The 24359-nt window shown below is 44.0% G+C and carries 19 protein-coding genes and 2 tRNA genes; 9 read left to right on the top strand and 12 right to left on the bottom strand.

From position 1 onward, the window contains the following. Window positions 1-12: 12 nt before the first annotated feature. Together OH460_RS22065 and OH460_RS22060 are read right to left on the bottom strand one after the other, a co-directional pair. The gene (locus tag OH460_RS22065; protein ID WP_269999536.1) at window positions 13-1014 is read right to left on the bottom strand and encodes a DUF3080 domain-containing protein; all 1002 of its coding nucleotides are present in this window, start codon (window positions 1012-1014) and stop codon (window positions 13-15) included. A 7-nt stretch (window positions 1015-1021) separates the two neighbouring features. Next, on the bottom strand, window positions 1022-1708 hold the full coding sequence (locus OH460_RS22060) for an SDR family oxidoreductase (protein ID WP_269999535.1): 687 nt from the start codon (window positions 1706-1708) through the stop codon (window positions 1022-1024). A 261-nt stretch (window positions 1709-1969) separates the two neighbouring features. Between OH460_RS22060 and OH460_RS22055 the strand changes: the two genes are divergently transcribed. Next, window positions 1970-2890, top strand: coding sequence for a histone deacetylase family protein (locus OH460_RS22055; protein ID WP_269999534.1), 921 nt, complete (start codon window positions 1970-1972; stop codon window positions 2888-2890). A gap of 192 nt (window positions 2891-3082) precedes the next feature. Beyond that, complete coding sequence (locus OH460_RS22050; RefSeq protein WP_269999533.1) at window positions 3083-5209, top strand: methyl-accepting chemotaxis protein; 2127 nt, start codon at window positions 3083-3085, stop codon at window positions 5207-5209. 75 nt (window positions 5210-5284) lie between these two features. Here the strand turns inward: OH460_RS22050 and OH460_RS22045 are convergent. The 4 genes from OH460_RS22045 to OH460_RS22030 form a co-directional block, all read right to left on the bottom strand. Then, window positions 5285-5375: transfer RNA gene (locus OH460_RS22045), tRNA-Ser, on the bottom strand. 400 nt (window positions 5376-5775) lie between these two features. Further along, a tRNA-Ser gene (locus tag OH460_RS22040) sits at window positions 5776-5866 on the bottom strand. Window positions 5867-6004: 138 nt separating this feature from the next. Beyond that, entirely contained in the window at window positions 6005-7807 is a 1803-nt protein-coding gene (locus tag OH460_RS22035; RefSeq protein ID WP_061033754.1) for a DUF3413 domain-containing protein, read from the bottom strand. 28 nt (window positions 7808-7835) lie between these two features. Beyond that, window positions 7836-8063, bottom strand: a complete 228-nt coding sequence (locus OH460_RS22030) for a YejL family protein (protein WP_004740674.1) — start codon at window positions 8061-8063, stop codon at window positions 7836-7838. Window positions 8064-8147: 84 nt separating this feature from the next. On the opposite strand from OH460_RS22030, the gene yejK reads away from it, so the two are divergent. The 3 genes from yejK (at window position 8148) to OH460_RS22015 (ending at window position 11900) form a co-directional block, all read left to right on the top strand. Further along, the gene (yejK, locus tag OH460_RS22025; RefSeq protein WP_061033755.1) at window positions 8148-9152 is read left to right on the top strand and encodes a nucleoid-associated protein YejK; all 1005 of its coding nucleotides are present in this window, start codon (window positions 8148-8150) and stop codon (window positions 9150-9152) included. Window positions 9153-9256: 104 nt separating this feature from the next. Then, window positions 9257-10645 carry an Hpt domain-containing protein gene (locus tag OH460_RS22020; RefSeq protein ID WP_269999532.1) on the top strand — a complete coding sequence of 463 codons (1389 nt, stop codon included), beginning with the start codon at window positions 9257-9259 and terminating at the stop codon, window positions 10643-10645. A 76-nt stretch (window positions 10646-10721) separates the two neighbouring features. Then, window positions 10722-11900 carry a chemotaxis protein gene (locus OH460_RS22015; protein WP_269999531.1) on the top strand — a complete coding sequence of 393 codons (1179 nt, stop codon included), beginning with the start codon at window positions 10722-10724 and terminating at the stop codon, window positions 11898-11900. 100 nt (window positions 11901-12000) lie between these two features. Here OH460_RS22015 and nhaC read toward each other — a convergent pair whose 3' ends face one another. Then, on the bottom strand, window positions 12001-13437 hold the full coding sequence (gene nhaC, locus OH460_RS22010; protein ID WP_239937998.1) for a Na+/H+ antiporter NhaC: 1437 nt from the start codon (window positions 13435-13437) through the stop codon (window positions 12001-12003). A gap of 501 nt (window positions 13438-13938) precedes the next feature. On the opposite strand from nhaC, the gene asd reads away from it, so the two are divergent. Further along, window positions 13939-15057, top strand: a complete 1119-nt coding sequence (asd, locus tag OH460_RS22005) for an aspartate-semialdehyde dehydrogenase (protein WP_008223285.1) — start codon at window positions 13939-13941, stop codon at window positions 15055-15057. Window positions 15058-15467: 410 nt separating this feature from the next. Here asd and OH460_RS22000 read toward each other — a convergent pair whose 3' ends face one another. Both OH460_RS22000 and OH460_RS21995 read right to left on the bottom strand, forming a co-directional pair. Next, window positions 15468-16310: an ion transporter gene (locus OH460_RS22000; protein WP_186170520.1), complete on the bottom strand. Its 843-nt coding sequence runs from the start codon at window positions 16308-16310 to the stop codon at window positions 15468-15470. A gap of 148 nt (window positions 16311-16458) precedes the next feature. Then, window positions 16459-17097 carry a YchE family NAAT transporter gene (locus tag OH460_RS21995; protein ID WP_008223294.1) on the bottom strand — a complete coding sequence of 213 codons (639 nt, stop codon included), beginning with the start codon at window positions 17095-17097 and terminating at the stop codon, window positions 16459-16461. Window positions 17098-17737: 640 nt separating this feature from the next. Here OH460_RS21995 and adhE point away from each other — a divergent pair. After that, window positions 17738-20443: a bifunctional acetaldehyde-CoA/alcohol dehydrogenase gene (gene adhE / locus OH460_RS21990; RefSeq protein ID WP_061033761.1), complete on the top strand. Its 2706-nt coding sequence runs from the start codon at window positions 17738-17740 to the stop codon at window positions 20441-20443. A 159-nt stretch (window positions 20444-20602) separates the two neighbouring features. On the opposite strand, the gene OH460_RS21985 is transcribed toward adhE, so the two are convergent. The 3 genes from OH460_RS21985 to sodB form a co-directional block, all read right to left on the bottom strand. Continuing rightward, window positions 20603-21286, bottom strand: a complete 684-nt coding sequence (locus tag OH460_RS21985; protein WP_061033818.1) for an SDR family oxidoreductase — start codon at window positions 21284-21286, stop codon at window positions 20603-20605. Window positions 21287-21554: 268 nt separating this feature from the next. Continuing rightward, complete coding sequence (locus OH460_RS21980) at window positions 21555-22058, bottom strand: VC2046/SO_2500 family protein (RefSeq protein ID WP_269999530.1); 504 nt, start codon at window positions 22056-22058, stop codon at window positions 21555-21557. 233 nt (window positions 22059-22291) lie between these two features. Beyond that, window positions 22292-22876: a superoxide dismutase [Fe] gene (gene sodB, locus OH460_RS21975; protein WP_004734050.1), complete on the bottom strand. Its 585-nt coding sequence runs from the start codon at window positions 22874-22876 to the stop codon at window positions 22292-22294. A 269-nt stretch (window positions 22877-23145) separates the two neighbouring features. Here sodB and OH460_RS21970 point away from each other — a divergent pair, with 269 nt between their 5' ends. Together OH460_RS21970 and OH460_RS21965 are read left to right on the top strand one after the other, a co-directional pair. Next, window positions 23146-23484: a Grx4 family monothiol glutaredoxin gene (locus OH460_RS21970; RefSeq protein WP_004741702.1), complete on the top strand. Its 339-nt coding sequence runs from the start codon at window positions 23146-23148 to the stop codon at window positions 23482-23484. A 96-nt stretch (window positions 23485-23580) separates the two neighbouring features. After that, the gene (locus OH460_RS21965; protein ID WP_269999529.1) at window positions 23581-24210 is read left to right on the top strand and encodes a DsbA family protein; all 630 of its coding nucleotides are present in this window, start codon (window positions 23581-23583) and stop codon (window positions 24208-24210) included. Window positions 24211-24359: the final 149 nt, after the last annotated feature.

The following is a 24359-nucleotide window of genomic DNA, read 5'->3' as shown; positions in this document are numbered from 1 at the left end:
TTGAGTTAAGGATTAACGTCCGACTTTACGCCCACAACGTTTAAACAGCTGCTGCCAATAGTCGACATGGCGGCGAGTTGATGATCGAAAGGCTTGATGTGCATCTTGAATGGGAAAGTAATAACTGTGCAGTTCAGGTTGCGCGTCAAACATTCCTAGTTGCGGGGCTAATTGCTGATAGTAGCCATCCAGTTGCGCCATGTAAGGCTGAACCTTACCTATGTATTGTTGCTCGAACACATTGTTGAGATAGCGAAACTTTGTGGTGTCTCGCTGCTTGCCGCAGATGATGTTGGCATCAAAAGTAGTGAGTTGCTTGGTGATGGTATCCAGCTCAACCGACGCACGAGCCAGCGAGTAGTACAAATCCCCAAGGGTCGAACTTTTCTCTAGTACTTCTTGAACCTCTGTGGTTTTGCCCGAAACGAGCGATGTGTTTAACGCTTGATTGATATGTTCTAAAGCATCACTGGTTTGTCGTACCTGATCGCCGATATCAGCGCGTAACCACTGACTACCACGCATCTGAGACTGCATAGCATCGCTGGCATAGATGAGATTCCATTGATGTAGTGGAAACTGTGCGAGTTTCTGTTGCTCAATTTCTCTTAGTAATTCTACGATCTCTGGGTCTAATTCATTACTGGATAAACACTTGCCCACGCCTTCAAGTAGCGCGATTTGATAATCGTAGTTACGAAACTCATCCGCCACCTTGCCCAGAACCGAATTTCTTTCTGCTATCAGATTGAACAGTCCACATTGACGAAGCTGGTAGCCGTCGATGAGGCCGATAGAGAGTGAGGGCACGTCAAGAAGCAGTTCTCGTTTTCTCGGTAGGCTTTCAAATTCCCATTCCTCTTTTATCTCGTCAGCATCTTGTACTCTAGCTACCTTGGTTTGATAGTCGTCGAACAAGTCGCCGGGACCATCACTGAAACAGCCAGCTAGCATCACTGTCAGACAAAACAGCGTTGAGTGCTTAACTAGGTTTGAGAGAGGGCCTAAATTCATCTGTGGATTACCAGTCTATTTCGCTGCCATCGAAATTGAAGAAGTGACCACTTACTTCGATATTCGCTGACTCGATGACTTTAATAAGGCCAGAAGCTGAGGTGTCGGTGTCGATCAGAGCGTTTGGCCCTCCCATTTCAGTCTGTACCCAACCTGGATGCAGTGCTAACACCGTAAAGCCATCATCGGTTAAGTCGTTGCTTAAGCTCTTCACCACGGAGTTTAGAGCGGCTTTAGAGGAGCGATAGATGTAACCGCCGCCTGAGGTGTTCTCTGACATACTGCCGACTCTAGAGGATAAACAAGCGACCTTTTTGATATCGCTGTCTTCTAATAAAGGCAATAGCGTTTCGACAAGTTTCAGCGGAGCAATGGTGTTGACTTCGAATACACGACGCCACTCTTCAACATCGGTATTACCCAGCCCATAGCCTTTTGGACCATAGTAGCCAGCGTTGTTGATCAAGATATCAATCGACTCTATTTGCGAAGGGAGTTGGCTTACTGCTTGGTAATCGGTTATCTCTAATTGAATGCAGGTAAGGTTGGTGTTGTGGCCTGCCAGTGAGAGCAGTTCTTTTGCTGAGTAGTCATCACGATAAGTCGCGTACACCTTGTGGTTACCTTTCAGGTATTGTTGAGTCAGGCTTAAGCCAATGCCGCGGTTCGCCCCAGTAATAAAAATAACGCTCATGGTGATTCCTTTTCAGTTCAATTAGTTAAGTTTGATGGCTTAACACGAGAAAATCAACGCTCCACCAACTGGCCATTAGCATTCCTACAAAAATCATTACTGCTGCTACTGAACCGCAGATCACCCCAAAGATGAGTATTAGGTTTTTCATTGCTGTCTCTTTTTGAAAGTTAAGTTAATGATAACTATTATCATCAATTAATGTTGTCGCCTAGGCTGAGACTGTTATGATTTTGAGAAAGATACGCAATTAACCTGATTATGATTCCTTTAATTTACCACCCAATCTATTCGCAGTTACCTTTACCAGAAGGTCACCGTTACCCAATTAACAAATATCAGTTGTTACACAGTGCTGTTGAAGCGTTAATGGATCGCGATCATCTATGGAAGAGTCAGTTTGAAATCTTCCAACCAACGCCGGTTTCGGTTGAACAGGTAAAGCAGGTTCACGATAGTGAGTATGTGGATTTACTTGTTTCTGGTAATTTGCCCGCAGCAAAGATGAGACGTATCGGTTTCCCCTGGAGTGAACAACTTATTGAGAGAACACTCTACTCAAGTGGTGGAACCTGCTTGGCCGCTGAAATGGCAATAGAGACTGGTTTAGCGATTCATTTGAGTGGTGGTTATCATCACGCGCATCATGATTTTGGCAGTGGCTTTTGTTTGTTGAACGATTTGGTTTTAGCGGCAAAACACGCACTGACCTTTGAACATATCGATAAAGTGCTGATCGTTGACAGCGATGTTCATCATGGTGATGGCACAGCAACTCTTTGCCAGGAGAACGACGACATCATTACTCTGTCGTTCCACTGCGATAAAAACTTCCCTGCACGAAAGCCACTATCCGATTTAGATGTGCCGTTAAGTCGTGAAACAGAAGATGCAGAGTTCTTACGTTGTTTTGAACAAGTCACTAAGTTAGCGATTGCTCACCATCAACCGGATCTGATTATTTATGATGCGGGGATCGATATCCATCAAGACGATGAACTGGGTTATTTGAATGTCTCGACACAAGGGATATTTGAACGTGACTGTTTCATGATTGAATTAGCGAAATCAGAGTCTATTCCGATGGCCTGCGTAGTCGGTGGCGGGTATCGAACTCAACACCAAGATCTGGTGCCGATTCACATGCAGCTGTTAAAAGCGGCTTATCATGTTCACGGTTAGCTTCCTAAATTAACGACTGAAAACTCATCAGAAATGATGGTGTGAAATAAGGCCTCTGCACCATGAAAGACACGCTTGCACCATTGTGATTCATATAAAGTGCTTTTTTATTAATTAGTTACGTATTTGTGTGATTAATTGTGGTCTGTAAATTGCTTTACCCATGTGTCTATAAAAACACAAGGGATAAAAATGAACCTGACGGACAAGGAACGTAGTTGGCTTAATTGGTTTGGCGAAACAGGAAAACTGGCTATGCGCAGAGCTTGCTTCCTCAATCGAAGTAGGACGGAAGAGCTTGAACAAGCTTTTGAAAGTATTGCTCACACGCGAGTTCAACTTCTGCATAACTGGGTCAAGAATCAATGGGATTTTTTAGAAGACTCTGCTGTTTATTTGGCAAGTCGAACGGAAGAGCAAGCACAGGGGACGTTAGCTAGCCTTCTTAAACGCAGTACGGATTTTTCTGAGTTGGCGATCGTCGATGCCAAGGGGATCGCACAAGCATCGAGTTATCATGAGCATGTAGGGGTTAATCTTGGAGACAAGAAGGCCTTAGTTGAAGGGGCTTCAAAGCGTTATCTTCATGGGCCGTATATGGATCAACGCACGTTGAACGTAGGGGCCTCGAGTTCATCGTTTCATGACCAAGTGACGCTGATGTTTTATGTCCCATTTTCTCGGGATGAAGGGGCGCAGCAATTCCTATGTGGTCGTGTTCCAAATGATGTTATTGGTGACATTATTCAGAGAGAAGCGGGGCATATTTATAGCGAATCGGGTGATAACTATATCTTTATGGTCGACTCCATTCATGAGCCTCATACTCAGCCGGGTGTTGCGCTCTCTCGTTCTCGCTTTGAAGATAATACCTTTTCACACGGCGAGAACTTAAAGCAAGGGATTCATACTGATTGGGGAACGGTTAAGATCCAGCAGCATACCGAATTTGAGATTCGCTTTACGGACCCAGCCACTAATCAGCTTCACCCAGGCGTAAGAGAAACCATTAAAAATGGCAGTAACCTGTTTATAGGTTATCCCGGGTATTCCGATTATCGCCACATACCTGTTATTGGTAAAGGTATCACTTTTCAATTGGATGGTTCACCAGATACCTTTGGCATGATGTGTGAGTCCGATTTAGAAGAGGTCTACAGAGACCGAAGCCTCAGTTATACCTTATCTAAGCACTTCATCAGTTGCATGCTACTGCCCCTATTTGTTCCATTACTGTTTGCCAACCTTTATTCACTCACACCTTTTATGCAGAGTGGCATTATGTTCGCTTGCGCGTTGCTCTCATTGGGCTTATTCCGTTTAGTTAGCGCCAAACCACTAGCGAAGAAGATTCACGAAATGACCGGGGTAATGCAGACCTTAGCTGAAGGTGATGGCAACTTAAGTCGGAGACTTGATCCCACCACATTCAGTCATAATGAACTTGGCAACTTAGGGCGCTGGACTAACAGTTTTATCGACAATTTAGATAACACGGTGAGTGAGTTGATCCATGCGAGTCACGAAGTTAGAGAGGTTTCGGAATCGATGTTTCGTCGCAGTGTCGTGATGAAGCAAACCAGTGATGATGCATCACAAGCACTAAGCAATATGCTTCAGTTGAGTCAGTATCAACAGAGTGAAATTACTCATGCGAGTGTCTCAGCAACGCAAATGGATACGGTGATGAAACAAGCCGTTCTGAGTGCGGAGAAGGAATACAATCAGTCCGTCGAAGGTATGGAGATTGTTCGCAATATCGTAGAAAGCTCGGCGCATAGCGTGAATGAGGTGAATAATGAAATGACTAAGGTGTCTGACATTATAGATATCATTACTGACATTACTGCGCAGACTAACCTTTTGGCCTTGAATGCGGCCATTGAGTCGGCAAGAGCCGGTGAACACGGGAGAGGGTTCTCTGTCGTCGCTTCTGAAGTAAGAACTCTGGCTGACCGAACTTCACAAGCTGCTAACCATATTAGTGACCTAATGAAAGAGCTGCATAGTAAGTCTCGTAGTGCTGTTGAGTCCATGGAGCGAGGCGTCGAGAATGTGAGTAAAGGAAACTTAACAGTCGACTCAAATGCTCGCAGTGAGCAAATTCAAGCAGCGGTGAGCGATCTCTTTACCACGATGTCCAATCTAGATGAGAACAGTCAGAAAAACGGACAAACGGCAGATAAAGCCCAACGTTCAATATCTGACTTACAACTGTCTACTAAGCAACTCGCACGTCGAGTTTCTTTGATGGGCAATGCATTGAGCCGCTTAGACCAATTGATCGGGCGTTTTGAAGTGAGCCGAAAGGTGGCGTAGTAGAAACTGCATAAGTTCGTTACGCAAACGCCAGATACAAAAAAGCCGCTGATTTCTCAGCGGCTTTCTTTAATGTGGTGGAGGGATAGGGATTTGAACCCTAGAACCGCTATTAACGGTTGCCGGTTTTCAAGACCGGTGCTTTCGACCACTCAGCCATCCCTCCAATGGCGCGTATAATATAAGGGTGGCTTTCGCTTGTAAATACCCTTATTAACTGACTGCTTTTTTTATGAACGTTTTTTGGTGTTTTTGTATTGAATGGCCGTTTATTGTGCACTTTCTGATGGTTTATCGTAACTACCAACTAAAAACGGATAGCTAAAAGTTAAAAACGAGCGCCAAAGAACTGCATGTGTCCTAAGCCTGGTGAACTAAATAGGTAATAACAGGAATCTTTAACTGAAAGTTTGGCAAAGTAATAGAAGGAGTAACGCTAGATAACCGAGAGACTGCGGTATTAACAGCTACTCAAGATTCACTTAGTGTGAGGGGGAAAGCATAGAGATAAGTGATAAACCCTAGATGCAAAAAAGCCGCTGATTTCTCAGCGGCTTTCTCTAATGTGGTGGAGGGATAGGGATTTGAACCCTAGAACCGCTATTAACGGTTGCCGGTTTTCAAGACCGGTGCTTTCGACCACTCAGCCATCCCTCCAGTGGCGTGAATAATATAAGGGCATGAGGATCTTGTAAACCCCTAATTTACATAAATTTGTTCTGCTGCTTGTTTTCTAGGCATTAACGGCAATAAAAAAGGGAAGCCATTGGCTTCCCTTCTTCGTTTGGTGATCATTTAATCATTTTTTGCGTAGAATCGCTGTAATTCAGTGAGACCTTGCATGAGCACTGGTAAGCGAGGGCTTACATTTTTTAGTCGTTGGTAATCTTGGTCGTACAGTTTGTAGTTACCAAACTTATCTAGCACAGTAGTTTGCTTATCTGTCACAAGCGCTAATTCACGAGAATCACCCGCAAGAACCCATTTTCTCTTACGCTCATCAAACAAGCTGCGGCCGCTGCTAAAGTCAGTTGGGTTTGAAGATACACCCAGTAGCTCTTGCATTAGTGTTACTGAAATATCTAAGTGGCTAGAGCGGTGAGTGTACTCAGACGCTGATTTACCTGGCCAGCTGATAAACAGCGGAACCTGCAATTGATAACGACTGTAGTTAGAGTTTGCACCCCAGCTGTTAGTCTTGGTTTCGTTAAACTCAGTACCATGATTGGAGGTAATGATAACCACCGTATTATCGATAAGGTCTAAGCGTTCCAATTCTGCGTAGATAGTCGCAAGCTGTGCGTCCGCTGCTTGAGCTGACTTTTGGTAATCAGCAGCAAAGCGCTCTGCGGTTGTTAACGCTGAGTCTGACTCGGCTTCTGAACTTGCAAAGTTGTCCAGTGTTGTCAGCTCAATAAAGTTAAACCAAGGGCGTTTAGCTTTCGGTGATTCCACCCAGCTTGACCAAGCTTGGATTGCACTCTGGTCATTAAACGTCGCTTGCTCTGACATGATCTTACGACCTCGGAAGATGATGTCCGAGTAAAGTGTATCGTCAAAGTTGTCACCGCTGAATGCGGCCAACTTGTAATTGTGATTATCTAATACATCCAATAGTACTGAGCTCGCGCCTTGAGCTTCAATGCTGCTCGCATAGCTGCTAGGAAGGCCGTAGAACAAACCGAAAATACCAAACATGTCGTTACTAGAACTGTAATGGTTAGTAAAGTTGATCGACTGTTGCGCGAATGCATAGCTATTCGGCATTGATGCTTCGTTAAGAGCGTCTGAGCGTAGGTTATTTACGCTCACCATCAGGATGTTCAAGTCATCGCTGCGGCGGTTGTATTGAATTTCTTCTAGCGGGTAGCTAACAAGGTTTACATTGCCTTTGTTCGCTTCTAAACGCTCTAGATATTCTTCACGGTCTAACAGACCATGTTTCTCCATAAAGCTTTTCGCTGTCATTGGGTAAGACAGTGGGAAGTTGGCTTTTTGGCTGGTAATTGGGTTATAGAAATACGCATCAGCCCACATGTAAGTCAGGTGGCTACTGATGAAACACAAGAAGAAGACGGCGGTAATAGGACGGCCGATGTGTTTATGAGACAGTTTACGCTGCTTACGCCAAACCCACTCAGATAGACCGAGTTGCAGCAAGAAGATAAGCGGCATAACAATGAAGAGGTGCTGCAAGTCAGATGTGAATGCAGACTCCTCTCCACTGAATAAAACCTCCCACACGACAGGCGTCAGGTGGAGGTTTATATCTTGATACGTTTGGGTATCAATCAATAGGACAGTTAAACCTATGGTCGCAAAGCAAACGGCAACCAAACGTAATAACTTCCTCGACGGAAGAATAAATGTGAGCGGGAACAGCACTAATAGATAGAGCGCAAATACCAAAAAGCCGAAATGACCAACCCATGACGCAGCCAAATAGAACTGACCCAGCAGGGTTTCTGGCCAAGCAGATTGAGTGATATAACGAGTACCAATCAACATCGCAGCAATGATGTTGAAAAATGCAAACCAGTGACCCCAACCAACTAGGCGAGATACACGATCGCTATATGAGTTTGCGCTGTCTACCATTTATAATTCTTTTATCCGTCAATCAAATTTAGTGAGACTTTTTATCTTCAAGAGAAGAAATTAAAGCCTCGGCAAATTTTTCAGCAATTCCTTTGCGTTGTGAAGCAGCAACGTTCTGATTTAAGACATTGGTTGCGATATTTCCAGCGATCATCAGTGAAAGTTCTGGTGAAGCTTTGTGCTTAGATAGTACAGCACCTACTTCAGCTAGGATTTTTTCAACTTGTTCATCTGTGTATTTAGATATAATCGGCATAAGGACTCTAATAATGATAGTAAAAGCGGCTTATGATAACCTACTATGCACGACAACTGAAACCTGAACGGTAATATTTTCACTATGAGCCTTCACCTTTCCAACGTAATTTTACACCAGCTGAGCAAGAACGATCAGGAAGAACTGATTGTTAACTATCGTGCTGAATCTCTAGAAAACGATGCTTCTTCTGAAAGCCTAGTTGCTGAACTTCATCGTGTTTTTAACTCAAAAGCAGGCAAAGGGTTTGGTTCTTTCAAATCTGACAGCGAATTCCAACAGTGGTTGCATCAACTTCGTGCTGGTGAGACAAACTTTTACGATTTTTCTCAAAAGAGTGCGCAACGTCTAAAAGACGAGCTTTCAAAATACCCATTTGCTGACGAAGGCATCTTGGTAATGGCTGAATATCAGTCACTTGCAACTGATTACCTTTTCATTGGTCTACTGCCTTCAAACCAGAGCTTGAAGGTAACTGAAGGGCTAGATATTAGCGCGACTGACTACTTAGATATTTCTAAAATGGACATCGCAGCTCGTTTAGATCTTTCTACTTACGAGACAGACAAAGAGTCAAACCGTTACCTAACGTACATCAAAGGACGTGTCGGTCGTAAAGTGGCAGATTTCTTCTTAGATTTTCTTCAAGCTGAAGTAGGCCTGGATGCAAAACTGCAAAACCAAGTGTTGATGCAAGCGGTAGAAGACTTTGTTTCTGACTCTAAACTAGAGAAAGAAGAAGCGATCAGCTACAAAAAGCAGGTTGCGGATTACTGTAACGAGCAGCTAAAAGCGGGTGATGAGGTTCAAGTGCGTGAACTTTCTGGAGAATTACCGGCGAGTTCAGATGGCACCAGCTTCTTTGACTATACTAGTGAGCAAGGCTACGAATTAGAAGACAGCTTCCCAGCCGATCGCGCAACTATGCGTAAACTAACAAAATTTGTTGGTGCTGGTGGCGGTTTGAATGTTAGTTTTGATAGTCTGCTTCTAGGCGAACGTATCTTTTACGATCCGGAGACAGACACGCTAACGATTAAAGGCACACCACCGAACTTACGTGACCAGCTGACTCGCAATAAGTCATAGTCCGGAGTTTGCGTATAGAAGCGGCAGCAGGAAGTTGCCGCTTATTTGTGCTTAATCTTTTAGCTACTGTCACAGCTTCAAGTTAACACGCACAAGGAATATAGATGGAACAATCAGTAGCAAAGCCCAAACGCTTTAACAAACCAGCCACCTTCTTGGTCGTGCTCTTGGCTCTGTGGCTACTTCCTTCATTGGCACTTCTTAATTTAAGCCGTTCCTACACCAATTCTCTTGCTCAAATCGAAGAACTCGGCATTCGCGTCAATGAATTGAGGCAATCGCTTTATTTCTCTGAGCCGCTTCGAGTTTCTCGTATCAATGATCTCGCACTTGATGCTCAGTTGGTTTACTCGATCCGACTGCAGATTGAATCTGATTTTCAACACGCGTTTTTTCGCCCTGACGTAAATCAACTGCTTTATGTGGCAGACCAGTTTCTCGAAAAGTTTGATGAGTTCATTCCAATTGAAAGTCAGGTCCAAGAGATTGTCGACAACATCAGACTTTTACGCGCAGACGAATCACTTTCTCCGAAGTTAAAGCCACTGCTTAATGAATTCGGTGTGGTTGTTTTTGAAGCTATGTATTCAGACAGCCAAAGCTCGTCGGCAACCTATCGAGCCTTTGATTCTATTCTTGAAAGATCTTACAAGTTAAAGACGGAGGAGCAGGACGCCATCCAACAGTTGTTGGCTGATGCTTCTGCTTTATTGGTGGATTATGCTCAACTTAACTTTCTAGTCGATAAGATTAAACAGAACTCAGTGAATAAGCAGATCATCAAATTGGAGGCTGAGTATCATGAACGTCAGTTTAACCTTTTACTTGTGATGTTAGGTTTGGGCTTAGTGGCGATGGGTGCATTGGTTGTTTGGAGTATCAACGTGAGAAAATCGGCGCAGCAACCTAAAGCGGAGCTGAGTGCTGATCCCGAACCTAGCATGGAGAAGGTGGTTCAATTTTCTGATAAAGAAGAATTGTTTCCTGAAACCAGCGTGGAACCGCCTCCCTCAGTAACTGAAAAGCTTGAAAGTGATTCTGACGCCGCGTCGAATCAGCAGACACAACCTCTACAAACAATGGACACTGCAAGCCAACCTGATTTGCAAGAGGCGGCTTTGACTGAGAGGCATGTTGCCAGTGTGACCGATTCAAAGCCCGCGATTGATATTGAAGATATGCTCGAAACACTTGATGGCGATGCGGAATCGGTAGAATTGTTGCTTGGGGTTTTTGTCCAAGACCACGCTAACGATTTTGAAAAGTTTAAAGCGCTGTTGACCAAAGATGAAACCTCAGCTGCTCGTATTGTGCACAGTCTAAAAGGTGTGGCAGGCAGTATTAAAGCATCGCGATTAGCTATTATTGCCGCAAGTATCGAGATGACGATGAAGCAATCAAGAGCCATCAGTGAACATGATCTGACTGAGCTTGAGCAGGCGATAAAAGCCTCGGTGGATTCCGCTGTCGAATATTTAGATAATCAGCGTTAACTTTTGCGGGAGTTTTGACAATACTCTGACGAAGCGCTCATACAATCCGCGCCCTTAGTCTTTGTCAGAGGTTTTTATGTTACGAGTTTTGAGTCGAAGTTGGATGGTGTTGGTGCTTAGCATTGTGCTAAGTGGTTGTTCTCTCTTAGAAGTTAAGTTAGATAGTCAGACGACGCCTCTCACTCAACAAGAGCTGAATGCTCGGCTCATGACGCGTGAATACGCTAAGTTGTTTTTTACACAAGTAGAAGACTCGGCTGATTTAATCGCGCAATCTTATCCTGCCGATGACACCTTACATCAATCTTATGTGTTGCTTTGGAAAATCCACGCTGAGCAGGGCTTACAACAAGCGGCTTACCAAACTTCTCCTATGTCTGCTCTCATCGATACTTGGGTGTTTACTGCACAAATGAATCAATTCTATGCCGAAGGTGAAGGAGCGGATCTGTTCACGACGGATCATGCGGTTAACACTGCACGTTCTCTCAACCAAGAAGCGGAAAAGCTAGCAAAGGGCGTTTTGAGCTCGAGTGATTTTATAAAGAGCAAGGCATTTGTTGCCGAATTTGTTGCGAGCAATCCCTTTAAAGATCTTACCTTCAGAAGTACGCCCGCTTATCGAGAATGGCTTGCTTACCTTGGTAAAGATGAATCACAGATCGTTCAGAGCCTAGGCACCATGCCAGAAGCCATGAGCGACGCATCAGACCGTTTAAGCTTAATGGCGGACCAAACGCCAAAACTGATGTCTTGGAAAGCAGAGTTAGTGGCGATGAACAGCTCACTGACGGGTGAAGATTTGTCTATGACACTAGAAAGCCTTCGCCAAACGTCAGCAAGCATGCAGGACTTCATTGAGAACAACCCTGAATACATGCAAACACTGGCTTCCATTATGTCGGCAGAAATGCAGCCGCTGCTTAATGATCTTAGCGACAAAACAGACCAAAAGCTGGCTATGCTGAGTGATGAGCGTGTGGCGTTAGAAAAGATGGTAACGCGTGAGAGAGAAGCTCTGGTGCAGATGATTGAGAAAGAGCGTATCGAGATTGCAGGTATCGTGACATCTGAAAGAGAACTGTTCACTCAGGATTTAGACCGTGTCTCTCAAGAGGTCGTTGTACTTGCGATTGATAAGCTGATGGAGCTAATCAAAGGTGTGATTATCTACTTCATCTTATTTATCTTAGTGGTGTTCTTTGCACCTTTAGGTATCGGTTATTGGTTGGGTAAACGAACCGCCAACAAATAAGCAAATCATCAGATAAGAAAAGAGCGCTCTAGGGCGCTCTTTTTGCATTTATATCACTAACGGTTTGTTTTACGTTCTAACGTTTTTGAACGATGGACTACTATGCTTGTTGCTTTGTCAGCTCTGCCGCTTCTTCCGTTTCAACGGCCGGAGCTGTTGGTTCACACTTATCAACGAACCAACCCATGTAAGAGGTTACGATAGTAACGATGATACAGATGAAGCTTAGCCACATGAATGGTGCGTACGACAGCGTTGCAACGCCTAAGATACTCGCCATGTAGATGCCGTTATCACTCCAAGGCACCATACCTGATGTTAACGTACCACCGAACTCAGCGTTACGAGAAAGGTTCTTACGTTTGTAACCTAGGCGGTCGTAGTTTTTGGCACAGATTTTTGGTGTCAGGATCAGTGATACGTACATTGCAGAGCCAAACACGTTACCCATGAAAGCCGTACCAATCGTGCTGGTTGCTAGCGACCCTGCGCTGTTTACGCGGCGTTCGAAGACTTTTGCGATGGTTTCTAGTACGCCTACTTTATCCAGTAAGCCACCAAAACCAAGGCCGAACACGATAACTGCAACTGAACCAAGCATTGAAGACATGCCACCGCGGTTTAGGATTGAGTCAATGAAGTCGACGCCAGATGAGATGGAGAACGGTGCCCATGCTGTGTTGAATGCTGTTAGGAAGTCGATCTCTTGAATCATAACTGCCCAGATAATACCGAGCAGAGAACCAAAGCTGATTACTGGGAATGAAGGCATACGGAAAGCCAGTAGGCCTAATACGATCAGTACCGGAACAAATGAGTATGGCGTGATGTAGAACTGAACTTCCATCGCTTTGATAACAGATTCTACTTGGCTCATGTCAACGTTACCGGCGTAGTGGAAGCCAAACGCGGTAAACATAATGCCAGTAATAACGTAGCTGATTAATGCTACAGGCAGCATGCCTTTGATATGTTCAACCACTTCAACATTTGACATAGAAGAAGCCAAAATTACTGAGTCAGAAAGTGGAGACATCTTGTCACCGAAGTAACAACCTGACAGTACTGCGCCTGCTGTAATTGGCGCTGGAACGCCTAGGCCTTGGCCAATACCCATCATCGCAATACCCGCTGTACCAGCGGCACCCCAAGAAGTACCAGTAGCCAACGCTGTTAGAGAACAGATGATCATGGTCGCCAAAAGGAAGATAGAAGGATGGATAGCTTTCAGACCATAGTAAATGATGGTCGGTACGATCCCGCCAGAGATCCAAGTACCAACAAGAGCACCAACGGCTAAAAGTATTAAAACTGCGCCTAAACCGTTAGATATTCCTTTGAGTGCTGCTTTTTCTAAGTCTTTGTATTGGTGTCCAAGACGAATACCAAGCACCATGATAATGAACCAACCAATGTACAAGGCAAGTTGGATTGGAAGGTCAAGCTTTGCTGTAAAGGAAAAAGCAAGGGATAGAAATAGTCCTAACGCGATGAATACCTGCATCAGGTTCGGTAGGCGAGTTTTACTCTGCTTCATAAAAGCCTCTTGTGATTTCGAGCATTTATAGTGCTTCATTATATTGTGGGGTACGAAATGGACACTACAGTAATTAGATTATTATATCGAAAAAATACACTTAAGTTGTGATATTTGACTGCATATCGGACCTGTTATGGTTTCATAATCTAAATTTTTGTTAAATTCATGATTGTTACATGTTGAATTATGTCGCACGTTGTTTTCGTTTTGTAAAATAAAATGCCAATTAACCATGGTTTAATAGAGGGAATTACTGTTTGTGATCGGAGTTCTGTTGTTAGGTTTAGCGTGCTAAATCGTTGAATTTTTCGGTGTTGGTCTTCCTATCAATAAGCTGGAGGCTGAATCTCTGTACTGAGATAACTTTGTGATTCATCGCGTTCACTTAAAAGAAACGAAAAAGTTACACTTTTTGACAAAAAGCACTTGAGTTCTGTTTCTGAAAAACTTATAGATGGGGGAGAGCAATTTTTTAATTTTATACATGGAGAGTGAGCGATGAGAGTAGGTCTAGTTGGTTGGCGCGGTATGGTGGGTTCTGTACTGATGCAACGTATGGTTGAAGAGAAAGACTTCGACCTGATTGAGCCTGTTTATTACAGCACATCTCAGATTGGTATTCCTGCCCCTGTTCTAGGTGGTAAAGATGCGGGTCTACTTCAAGATGCTTTTGACATTGATAGCCTAAAACAGTTAGATGCCGTAATTACCTGTCAAGGTGGTGACTACACATCAAAAGTTTACCCAGCGCTGCGTCAAGCGGGTTGGAAAGGTTACTGGATTGACGCTGCTTCTACTCTACGTATGGACGCTGATTCAATCATCACTCTTGACCCTGTTAACTTGGCTCAAATCCAACAAGGCATTCACAGCGGCACGAATACTTTTGTTGGCGGTAACTGCACAGTGAGCCTAATGCTTATGGCACTGGGCGGCCTGTATGAGAAAGGCATGGTTGAGTGGATGAGTGCCATGACTTACCAAGCGGCTTCAGGCGCTGGTGCTAAGAACATGCGTGAGCTTATCTCACAAATGGGTGTGATTAACGATAGCGTGAGTTCTGAGCTAGCGAACCCTGCAAGCTCAATTCTTGATATTGATAAGAAAGTTGCTGACACCATCCGTTCATCTTCATTCCCAACAGACCAGTTTGGTGCTCCTTTAGCGGGTTCTCTGATTCCTTGGATCGATGTGAAGCGTGAAAATGGTCAGAGCAAAGAAGAGTGGAAAGCGGGCGTTGAAGCGAACAAGATTCTTGGCCTAGATGGTCAGCCTATCCCAATCGATGGTACTTGTGTACGTATCGGCGCAATGCGTTGTCACGCTCAAGCACTTACGATCAAACTTAAGCAAGACGTCCCAATGGACGAGATCGAAGAGATCATCGCGACCCATAACGATTGGGTTAAAGTGATTCCTAACGACCGTGACATTACGGCGCAAGAACTGACTCCGGCTAAAGTAACAGGCACTATGTCTGTACCAGTAGGTCGTCTGCGTAAGATGTCTATGGGTAACGACTTCCTAAACGCATTCACGGTTGGTGACCAACTGCTTTGGGGTGCTGCAGAACCACTACGTCGTACTTTACGTATTATCCTAGCTGAAAAAGCGTAATCGAAAGCTCTTTCCATTCAAAAGTTAAGCAGGCGCCACTCTTTGTGAATGCTTAGCTTCGTGAGAGACAAAAGCCGGTGTTAATACATCGGCTTTTTTGATCGCGGAAGGTTGATTAATTTCACTCGCAACTTCACTTAACTTTTCTCGTTTGCTATGGGACAAGGAAGAGGCCCCCAATTCGTTCGTTCCTCACTCTTGAGGATGACATTTTCTTCTAACTTAAATTGCGTCATTCCCGATAGCGACGAAGGAGCGTAGTCGGGAATCTAGCTTTTGCTCAGTGAACCAACAACAAAAAGGGTGACGATAAATGTCACCCTTTCTAGTCCCTAGATATCTCGTTATCCGGCTCCCATATCGGCTCTTATAGCCTTTCGCATCTCGCTACTCGAATCCCGTATCTGCTTTTATCTCTCTTCAGTAACGACTCGTTTGTCAGGGTCGGCCAATTCACTGGCACAGTGTTTACAATAGATGGCATCAGAATCATGACCCGCGCGATTGCAGTTTGGGCATTTGACTAACTCTTTATGCGAGTTCATTTCGTTACTGAGTTCTGCGGTAATAATCCCGGTCGGCACCGCAAGGATGGAATAACCTAACAACATGGTCAAAGATGCAATAGCTTTGCCGATTGCTGTTTGTGGAACCATGTCTCCGTAACCAACGGTTGTGATCGTCACAATCGCCCAATAGATACTGTGAGGGATACTGGTGAAGCCATTCTCAGGTCCTTCAATAACAAAGATCAAAGCACCAAAGATCACAACCAAGATGCCGACTGTACTGAAGAAGATGAGAATTTTTCGTCTCGCCATTAACAGTGAGCGCAGCAATATGTTGGAATCTTGTAAATAGCGAACTAGCTTGAGAATTCGGAAGATACGCATCACACGTAGCAATCTCACGACCCCCATAAACGAAGCGCCCGGGAAGATGATTGCTAGGTAGGTTGGGAGAATCGCTAACAGGTCAACGACACCATAAAAGCTGGTGGCGTAAGATTTCGGTTTTGGAGAACAGTAGAGCCTTAGCAGATACTCGACGGTGAATAAGGCGGTAAAGCTGTATTCTATGTAACGAAGCTCTTGCGACCATTCCGTCATGACATTAGGGATAGACTCAAGAATAAGAACCAGCAACGAAGCCAAAATTGCAACGATCAGTGAAATATCAAATGCGCGTCCGGCTGGCGTGTGCGTGCCAAAGATAATGACGTATAAATGATGCTTAAGTGGCTTGCGTGACATAAGGAAAGCTTTGTCTTCTATTAAATGCGTTAACCGTCATTATACAAGCTTCATAATAACGAGGCGAGTGAAAGCCAAATCGCTTTACTCGCCTCATATGTGTTCCACATTAAATAGCCGCAGTTAAGCGACCATGTGCTGTTAGTCGCTATGCTAAACCTGGGAATAGGTTACGCAAGCCATTCGCAATGAACTCGATGCCAAGTGCACCAAGAATCAAGCCCATGATACGGGTGATAACGTTGATCCCAGTTTGACCTAAAAAGCGCACGATAACAGGCGCTGAACGGAACAAAAGCCAAGAGCAAGTTGCGAATGCAATAATACTGATACCAATACCAATGGTATCAATTGCCGCAGGGTAACGAGACCCGTAAACAATGGTCGAGCTGATAGCACCTGGACCAGCCATTAAAGGCATTGCTAAAGGCACAACACCGATTTGTTCTTTACTGATGTACTCAGACTTTTCCTGCTTATTCTGTTTATCTTCACCCAGCTTACCGCTCATCATCGAAAATGCGATGCTCAATAACAGTAAACCACCCGCTACGCGAAACGAGTCTAGTGAAATGCTAAACATATCGAGTAGCAACTGACCTGCAACTAGCGACACGATTAAAATAACAGCAACGGCAATATTAGCTTGTAAGGCAGTCCTGTTTCTCTCTTCTGGCGGCATATGAGCAGTAAGAGAAACGAAAACAGGCATGATGCCGATTGGGTTAACGGCTGCAACAAGCCCAAGGAAGAATTGCATAAAGATTGCGAGTTCTAAACCTTGCATGGGAGCGATCTCCAAGTAACGTAAAGTAATATAGTGGGTTTGATCTGACCTTTATCAGAGTGCGTAATGTAAGGGACAAATTCAATCAGAGCGAATGAAAAAAACTAACGTGAAGAGGGGGCTATTTTTTAGAAAAACTAATTGAGTGTGAGATGTGTAATACCATTGTTACAAAGTGTTTTCTCGTGTTTCGTGTTGTAACGTAATTTGAATTAAATGTTACCTCACGCACGCTTTTAATAAAAATTATGACAGTTTCTAGCTGGTTGCAACGGTATGGATATACTCTCAGTAGCACAGTTTTAGCCGTATACATGTAAGTGAGCTGACTAAAAATGAAACTTTTTTACAGTTTATGACGCTATGTAGAAAAAAGTTGTCTGTTTGCTTGTTTTTTGCGCGAACTAAAAATGTGATATTAATCTATGTAAATCATAAGTTTAAGTTCATTTATGCGATTGCCTTACTACTTTCTGGTTAATTCCTTTAGGGTAACTGATCTGGGTCAATTTTTTTCACACTGTGAAATAATATACTCAGCCCTGAAAGCAATTTACTAAGAACGCTGGTGTTTAAGGTTAACGGCAAGCAGCGAATTTAATAAAAAGTTTTTAATATTTATTATTTTAGGAGATCCACCATGCCTGTAACTAACTTAGCGGAACTTGATGCTCTAGTAGCTCGCGTTAAAGCAGCACAAGAAGAGTTTGCAACATTCTCTCAAGAGAAAGTAGACGCAATCTTCCGCGCAGCTTCTCTTGCTGCTAACCACGCTCGTATTCCACTTGCACAACAAGCAGTTGCTGAATCTGGAATGGGTATTGTTGAAGATAAGGTTATCAAGAACCACTTTGCATCTGAATTTATCTACAACAAATACAAAGACGAAAAAACATGTGGCATCTTAGAAGAAGATGACAACCTAGGCACAATGACTATCGCTGAGCCTGTAGGTATCATCTGTGGTATCGTTCCAACAACGAACCCAACTTCTACAGCAATCTTCAAATCTCTAATCTCTCTTAAAACACGTAACGGCATCATCTTCTCGCCACACCCACGTGCAAAGAACTCAACTAACGACGCAGCGAAACTCGTACTAGACGCAGCGGTTGCAGCGGGTGCTCCAAAAGACATCATCGGTTGGATCGACCAACCATCTGTAGAGCTTTCTAACGCGCTTATGAAGCACGACGGTATCGCACTTATCCTTGCTACTGGTGGTCCAGGCATGGTTAAAGCAGCATACTCTTCTGGTAAGCCTGCTATCGGTGTTGGTGCTGGTAACGTTCCTGTAGTTATCGATGAAACAGCTGACATCAAACGTGCTGTAGCATCTATCCTTATGTCTAAGACATTCGATAACGGCGTTGTATGTGCTTCTGAGCAAGCTGCAATCGTTGTTAGCGATGTATACGAAGAAGTTAAAGAGCGTTTCGCTTCTCACAAAGCTCACGTTCTGTCTAAAGCTGACGCAGATAAAGTACGTAAAGTACTTCTTATCGACGGCAACCTAAACGCTAAAATCGTAGGTCAACCTGCTCCAGCAATCGCTGAAATGGCTGGTGTTAAAGTGCCTGCTGATACAAAAGTACTTGTAGGTGAAGGTCTTGGTAAAGTTTCTTACGATGACGAATTCGCTCACGAGAAACTATCTCCAACTCTAGGTCTATTCCGCGCAGACGACTTCGAAGACGCTGTTGCTCAAGCGGTAACTATGGTTGAAATCGGTGGTATCGGTCATACATCTGGTCTTTACACTAACCAAGATACTAACGCAGAGCGCATCCGTTACTTCGGTGACAAGATGAAGACTGCTCGTATCCTAATCAACATCCCTACTACTCACGGTGGTATCGGTGACCTGTACAACTTCAACGTTGCACCTTCTCTAACTCTAGGTTGTGGTTCATGGGGTGGTAACTCTATCTCTGAGAACGTAGGTCCTAAGCACCTAATCAACAAGAAAACTGTAGCGAAGCGAGCTGAAAACATGTTGTGGCACAAACTACCTAAGTCTATCTACTTCCGTCGTGGTAGCCTTCCAATCGCAATGAGCGACCTAGAAGGCAAGAAACGCGCATTCCTAGTAACTGACCGTTTCCTATTCAACAACGGTTACGCTGATGACGTAGTTAGCCTGCTTAAAGCACAAGGCATCGAAGTTCAAACTTTCTTCGACGTAGAAGCGGATCCAACGCTATCTGTTGTTGAGAAAGGCGCTGAAGCAATGAAGAGCTTCCAACCTGACGTAATCCTTGCTCTAGGTGGCGGTTCTCCAATGGATGCTGCTAAGATCATGTGGGTTATGTACGAGCACCCAGAAACTCACTTCGAAGAACTAGCAATGCGCTTTATGGATATCCGTAAACGTATCTACAAGTTCCCTAAAATGGGTCAAAAAGCTGAGCTTGTATGTATCACTACAACTTCAGGTACTGGTTCAGAGGTTACTCCATTCGCTGTTGTTACAGACGACAAGACTGGTGCTAAGTACCCACTAGCTGACTACGAAATCACGCCAAACATGGCTATCGTTGATGCGAACCTAGTAATGAACATGCCTAAGTCTCTAACAGCGTTCGGTGGTTACGATGCAGTAACTCACGCTCTTGAAGCTTACGTATCTGTTCTAGCGAACGAATACTCAGACGGTCAAGCTCTTCAAGCACTTAAGATGCTTAAAGAATACCTACCATCAAGCTACAAAAATGGTGCGGCTGACCCAATCGCTCGTGAGAAAGTACACAACGCAGCAACTATCGCTGGTGTAGCATTTGCGAACGCATTCCTAGGTGTGTGTCACTCAATGGCTCACAAAATTGGTGCTGAGTTCCACCTACCACACGGTCTTGCTAACGCACTACTTATCTCAAACGTGGTACGTTACAACGCGAACGATAACCCAACTAAGCAGACTGCATTCTCTCAGTACGACCGTCCACAAGCACGTCGTCGTTACGCAGAAGTTGCTGACCACCTAGGCCTAAGCCAAGCTGGTGACCGTACTGCTCAGAAGATTGAACGTCTACTAACTTGGTTAGAAGAGCTTAAGAAAGACCTAGACATCCCACTATCTATCCAAGCTGCGGGTGTTAACGAGTCTGACTTCATTGCTAAGCTAGACGAGCTAGCGGTTGAAGCGTTCGATGACCAATGTACAGGTGCTAACCCACGTTACCCACTAATCACTGAGCTTAAAGAAGTACTAACAACTTCTTACTACGGCGAAGCATACGTTGAAGGTGAAACTTTCGAAGGTACTACAGTTATCCTTAAGAAAGCAGACCAAAAACCAGCTGAAGCAAAAGCGCCAAAAGCTAAGAAAGAAAAAGCTAACGCATAATAAGTAAGCATTAGTTTTGAGATAAGTTTTCGCTAGCACGATACTTATCTATCGGGAAAAGTTAAAAGCCCCAGTCGAAAGACTGGGGCTTTTTTTATGGCTGTTGATTAGTGAACTGCCCTTAGAGTTGAGACTTTATCTGAGTAGGAATGGGTGAGTCTAAACCTCTGCTGCAACAACTCGTCCACTGAAGTAATCATTAGAGATAATGTATTCAGCGGTTCGGGTGAGTTCGTCTTGCAGTTGTGCCCAGTGACAACGGTTGAACTTACCATCGGCGTTGTGAATCGCAGGAACGACACCGCCAACACGGATCTTAAATGGGGTGAGTTCTTTGGCCCAGCTGTGGGTAAAACCGGTGATCATGGAATTGGCGCTTTCTAGTCCGGATACATCGTGAAAGTCGTCGTGCGATATAACATTCACGATAACCCCTTCTTTGTTTTCTTCTCGTAGCCTCTCAGCGCTGATTTGGCCAAAAGCAAAAAGGGTCGATGCCATAGAGGAAAGATCATTAATAAAGCTGCTGACGGGCTGATCACCAATTAGGCTCGGCATCGGTGAACTTATCCAGTTATTGACCAGTACATCGGGGGTGGTGTTGAAAGTGGTTTGGATAAAATCAAACACGCTGAGAATCGACTGGCTGTCATGGCTTTCGAGTGGGTAGTGGTAAACGGAATCAGAGAACCGAGCACATTGTAAATAAGTAGCCTGAAGCGCTTCGGTATCGTTATCACAAAGGATGACGGTGGCTCCAAGGTTCACAAAGTGGTTCGCAATCGTCCCTCCTAGTCGCGAACCGGCAGCTGTTACCAATATGATTGAGCTTTTTATTTCCATCCCAGTACCTAAACAAATCATCCATGTAGGATAAGGATGGGTTAAATTTTATACAATGGGTGTGAATTGGTTCAAACTAAGTTAGGTGAATTAATAAGTTTTTATGAACTTAGTGGCAGGTCACATTTTGTAGTAACTTCAAGCAGTAATCGACATTTGTTAATTTGAGGGTGCCTAAGGCTGGTGGTTCATATCACTCTAGTGAATCGTTCGAATGGCGTGAATTGAATAAAGCAGATAGAGATGCAGGAATAAAGTGAGACTGAAGCTATACCTGAGCCTGGATCTGATACTTACGTTGAGCGGTAGATAGCACGTTGTACAGCGTTGCTGATGGTAAGTCAGGCTGGTTTTTGTTTGCTAGCTTACGACGATCGTGACCAGATAGGTTTTGGTAAACTTCTTCAGGTAAGTCACCAGTGTCTTCTGGCATAAATGCCAGTGCTTCTGGTTTTAGGTAGTGACAGAGCTTAGCACTCACCAAGCTTGATTGGTGAAAGTGATTAGACTGTTGTGCTGATATCTCGTAAGACGATTGATTTGAACGCAGTTGCTGAGGTTCGGCGATGCCAAACTGTTTACGGAGGCGATCTTCCGTTGTCTCTGTGACTTCAATAGTATCGATAGGCGTACAGTCTCGAACATCATTAGAGAACATAGATAACAGCAACGCGAAATCCGCACGGCGACCTTGCTCAACCGCTTGGCTGATTCCGATGCCGAACTTCAGTTCGTTGATGATTCCTGCTTTATCTAAAGTATGTATTTGCATGACGCCTCTCATTTGATACATCTTTAACGGCATGAAGGCAGCAAACTTTAGCCTTTAATTACAAGCGAATAGAGATTTAATTTAGGCTAGGAAAGGGTAGTTAAAAGGGCTAGATTATTGATCGTTATGTTCGTTGTTTACTATGTAGCATATCGTAGATACAAAAAAGCTCACGCCGAGGCATGAGCTTTTAATAGTTAACTCGCTATAAATAGCGCAGCTTAAGTAATAGATTACTTAGCTAGGTTCTCTTCTACGAAAGACCAGTTTACTAGGTTCCAGAATGCAGCCATGTAGTCAGGACGAACATTGCGGAAATCGATGTAGTAAGCGTGTTCCCATAGGTCAACAGTTAGAAGTGGAGTAACACCTTCTTCTGTTAGAGGAGTCGCAGCGTTAGAAGTGTTAACGATGTCTAGAGAACCGTCAGCTTTCTTAACTAACCAAGTCCAAGAAGAACCGAAGTTGTTGATTGCTGAATCGGTGAATTTTGCTTTGAATTCTTCGAAAGAACCGAATGCAGCGTTGATAGCTTCTGCAACAGCGCCAGTTGGTTCGCCGCCTGCTTTTGGAGCAAGACAGTGCCAGTAGAACGTGTGGTTCCAGATTTGAGCAGCGTTATTGAAAACACCACCAGTAGAAGTCTTAACGATCTCTTCTAGTGTTTTGCCTTCAAACTCAGTACCTGGGATAAGACCGTTTAGCTTAACAACGTAAGTGTTGTGGTGCTTACCGTGGTGGAAATCTAGCGTTTCTGCTGAGATGTGTGGTTCTAGTGCGTCTTTCGCGTAAGGAAGAGCTGGTAGTTCAAATGCCATTGCTCAATTCTCCATTGATATGAAAGAGTTAACTCTTTCGATTGCTTCCAGTGATATTATTATTCATGGCTCGCTATGCAGCCAACCATGGTCAATTTGCTGACTTGGTTTCTAGTTTAGCAAGTTTTTACTTTATTAAAAGCATATTTCATCACTTTTATGTGAATTATTAGTCTAGCTTGTTAACCGCTTTTTTTATATGGTTTTTATTCTTTTGGTTTGGGGTAGAATAAAGGCAATAAAAGCCGTAATCCATTAACGAGGAAGCAATGGAAACTATCGATAAAATCAAACAGCAAATTGAAGAAAACACTATTCTACTGTACATGAAAGGTTCTCCTAAGCTACCTAGCTGTGGTTTCTCTTCTCAAGCGTCTCAAGCTCTAATGGCATGTGGCGAAAAATTTGCTTACGTAGATATTCTACAAAACCCTGATATCCGTGCAGAGCTACCAGCTTACGCACAATGGCCAACTTTCCCACAACTTTGGGTTGAAGGTGAGCTAATCGGTGGTTGCGACATCATTCTTGAGATGTTCCAAAAAGGCGAACTTCAGCCAATCATCAAAGAAGCGGCTGCTAAAGTTGCTGGCGATGACGCAGAGTAAGTTCTAGCCTTTATGCTGAACAGTAAACTAGGGGCCTTAATCAGGCTCCTTTTTTGTTGGAACTGAGAGAAGAATTGACTCGATAAGGAACGAACAATGGATGTAAAACTGCATTATGTACATGATCCAATGTGCAGCTGGTGTTGGGGATATAAGCCGACACTGGAGTTACTAAAACAACAATTGCCTGCGAGTATTGAGTTTAACTACGTAGTCGGTGGTTTGGCTCCGGACTCTGACGAGCCAATGTCAGAAGAGATGAAAAGTAAGCTGCAAGCTATCTGGAAGCAGATCGAAGCTAAGCTAGGTACAGAGTTCAATCATGAATTTTGGACTGAGTGTAAACCTGTTCGCAGCACTTACCCTGCGTGTCGCGCTGTTATTGCTGCGGGTTTCCAAGATCACTATGAGCAGATGCTTGAAGCGATTCAACACGCATACTACTTGCGTGCGATGCTGCCGCACAGTGAAGAGACTCATAAGCAATTGGCTGAAGAGCTAGGCATGAATGTTCAGCAATTCGAGAATGACCTTGCTGGTAAGTTACTAGAGGGTGAACTAGAAGATCAGCTGAGCTTCAAACATGCGATGGGTGTGCATTCTTACCCAACCCTAATGCTTGAAGTTGACGGTATCTTCACTGAAGTCGAGCTGGATTACCACTCATCAGAAACGACACTGAAGTCGATTCGAGAAGTTCTAATAAAGAGCGCTCCTGCCGTTTAATTGTCGATACTGAATCGTACTACTTCAAAGGCTTGCTCATAAGAGTAAGCCTTTTTTGTCATAGGTATGCGGTTCTTCTTTGTAACTTGGTGGGAGAAACGCCGGATACAAAAAAGACCGCACTAGGCGGTCTTTTTAAGTTTTGAACA

The sequence above is a fragment of the Vibrio sp. Makdt genome (assembly GCF_027587015.1).
In the GTDB taxonomy this organism is placed as follows: Bacteria; Pseudomonadota; Gammaproteobacteria; order Enterobacterales; family Vibrionaceae; genus Vibrio; species Vibrio chagasii_B.
Note: the sequence above shows the minus strand (reverse complement) of the source record. Positions and strands in the feature narration are given on the sequence as shown.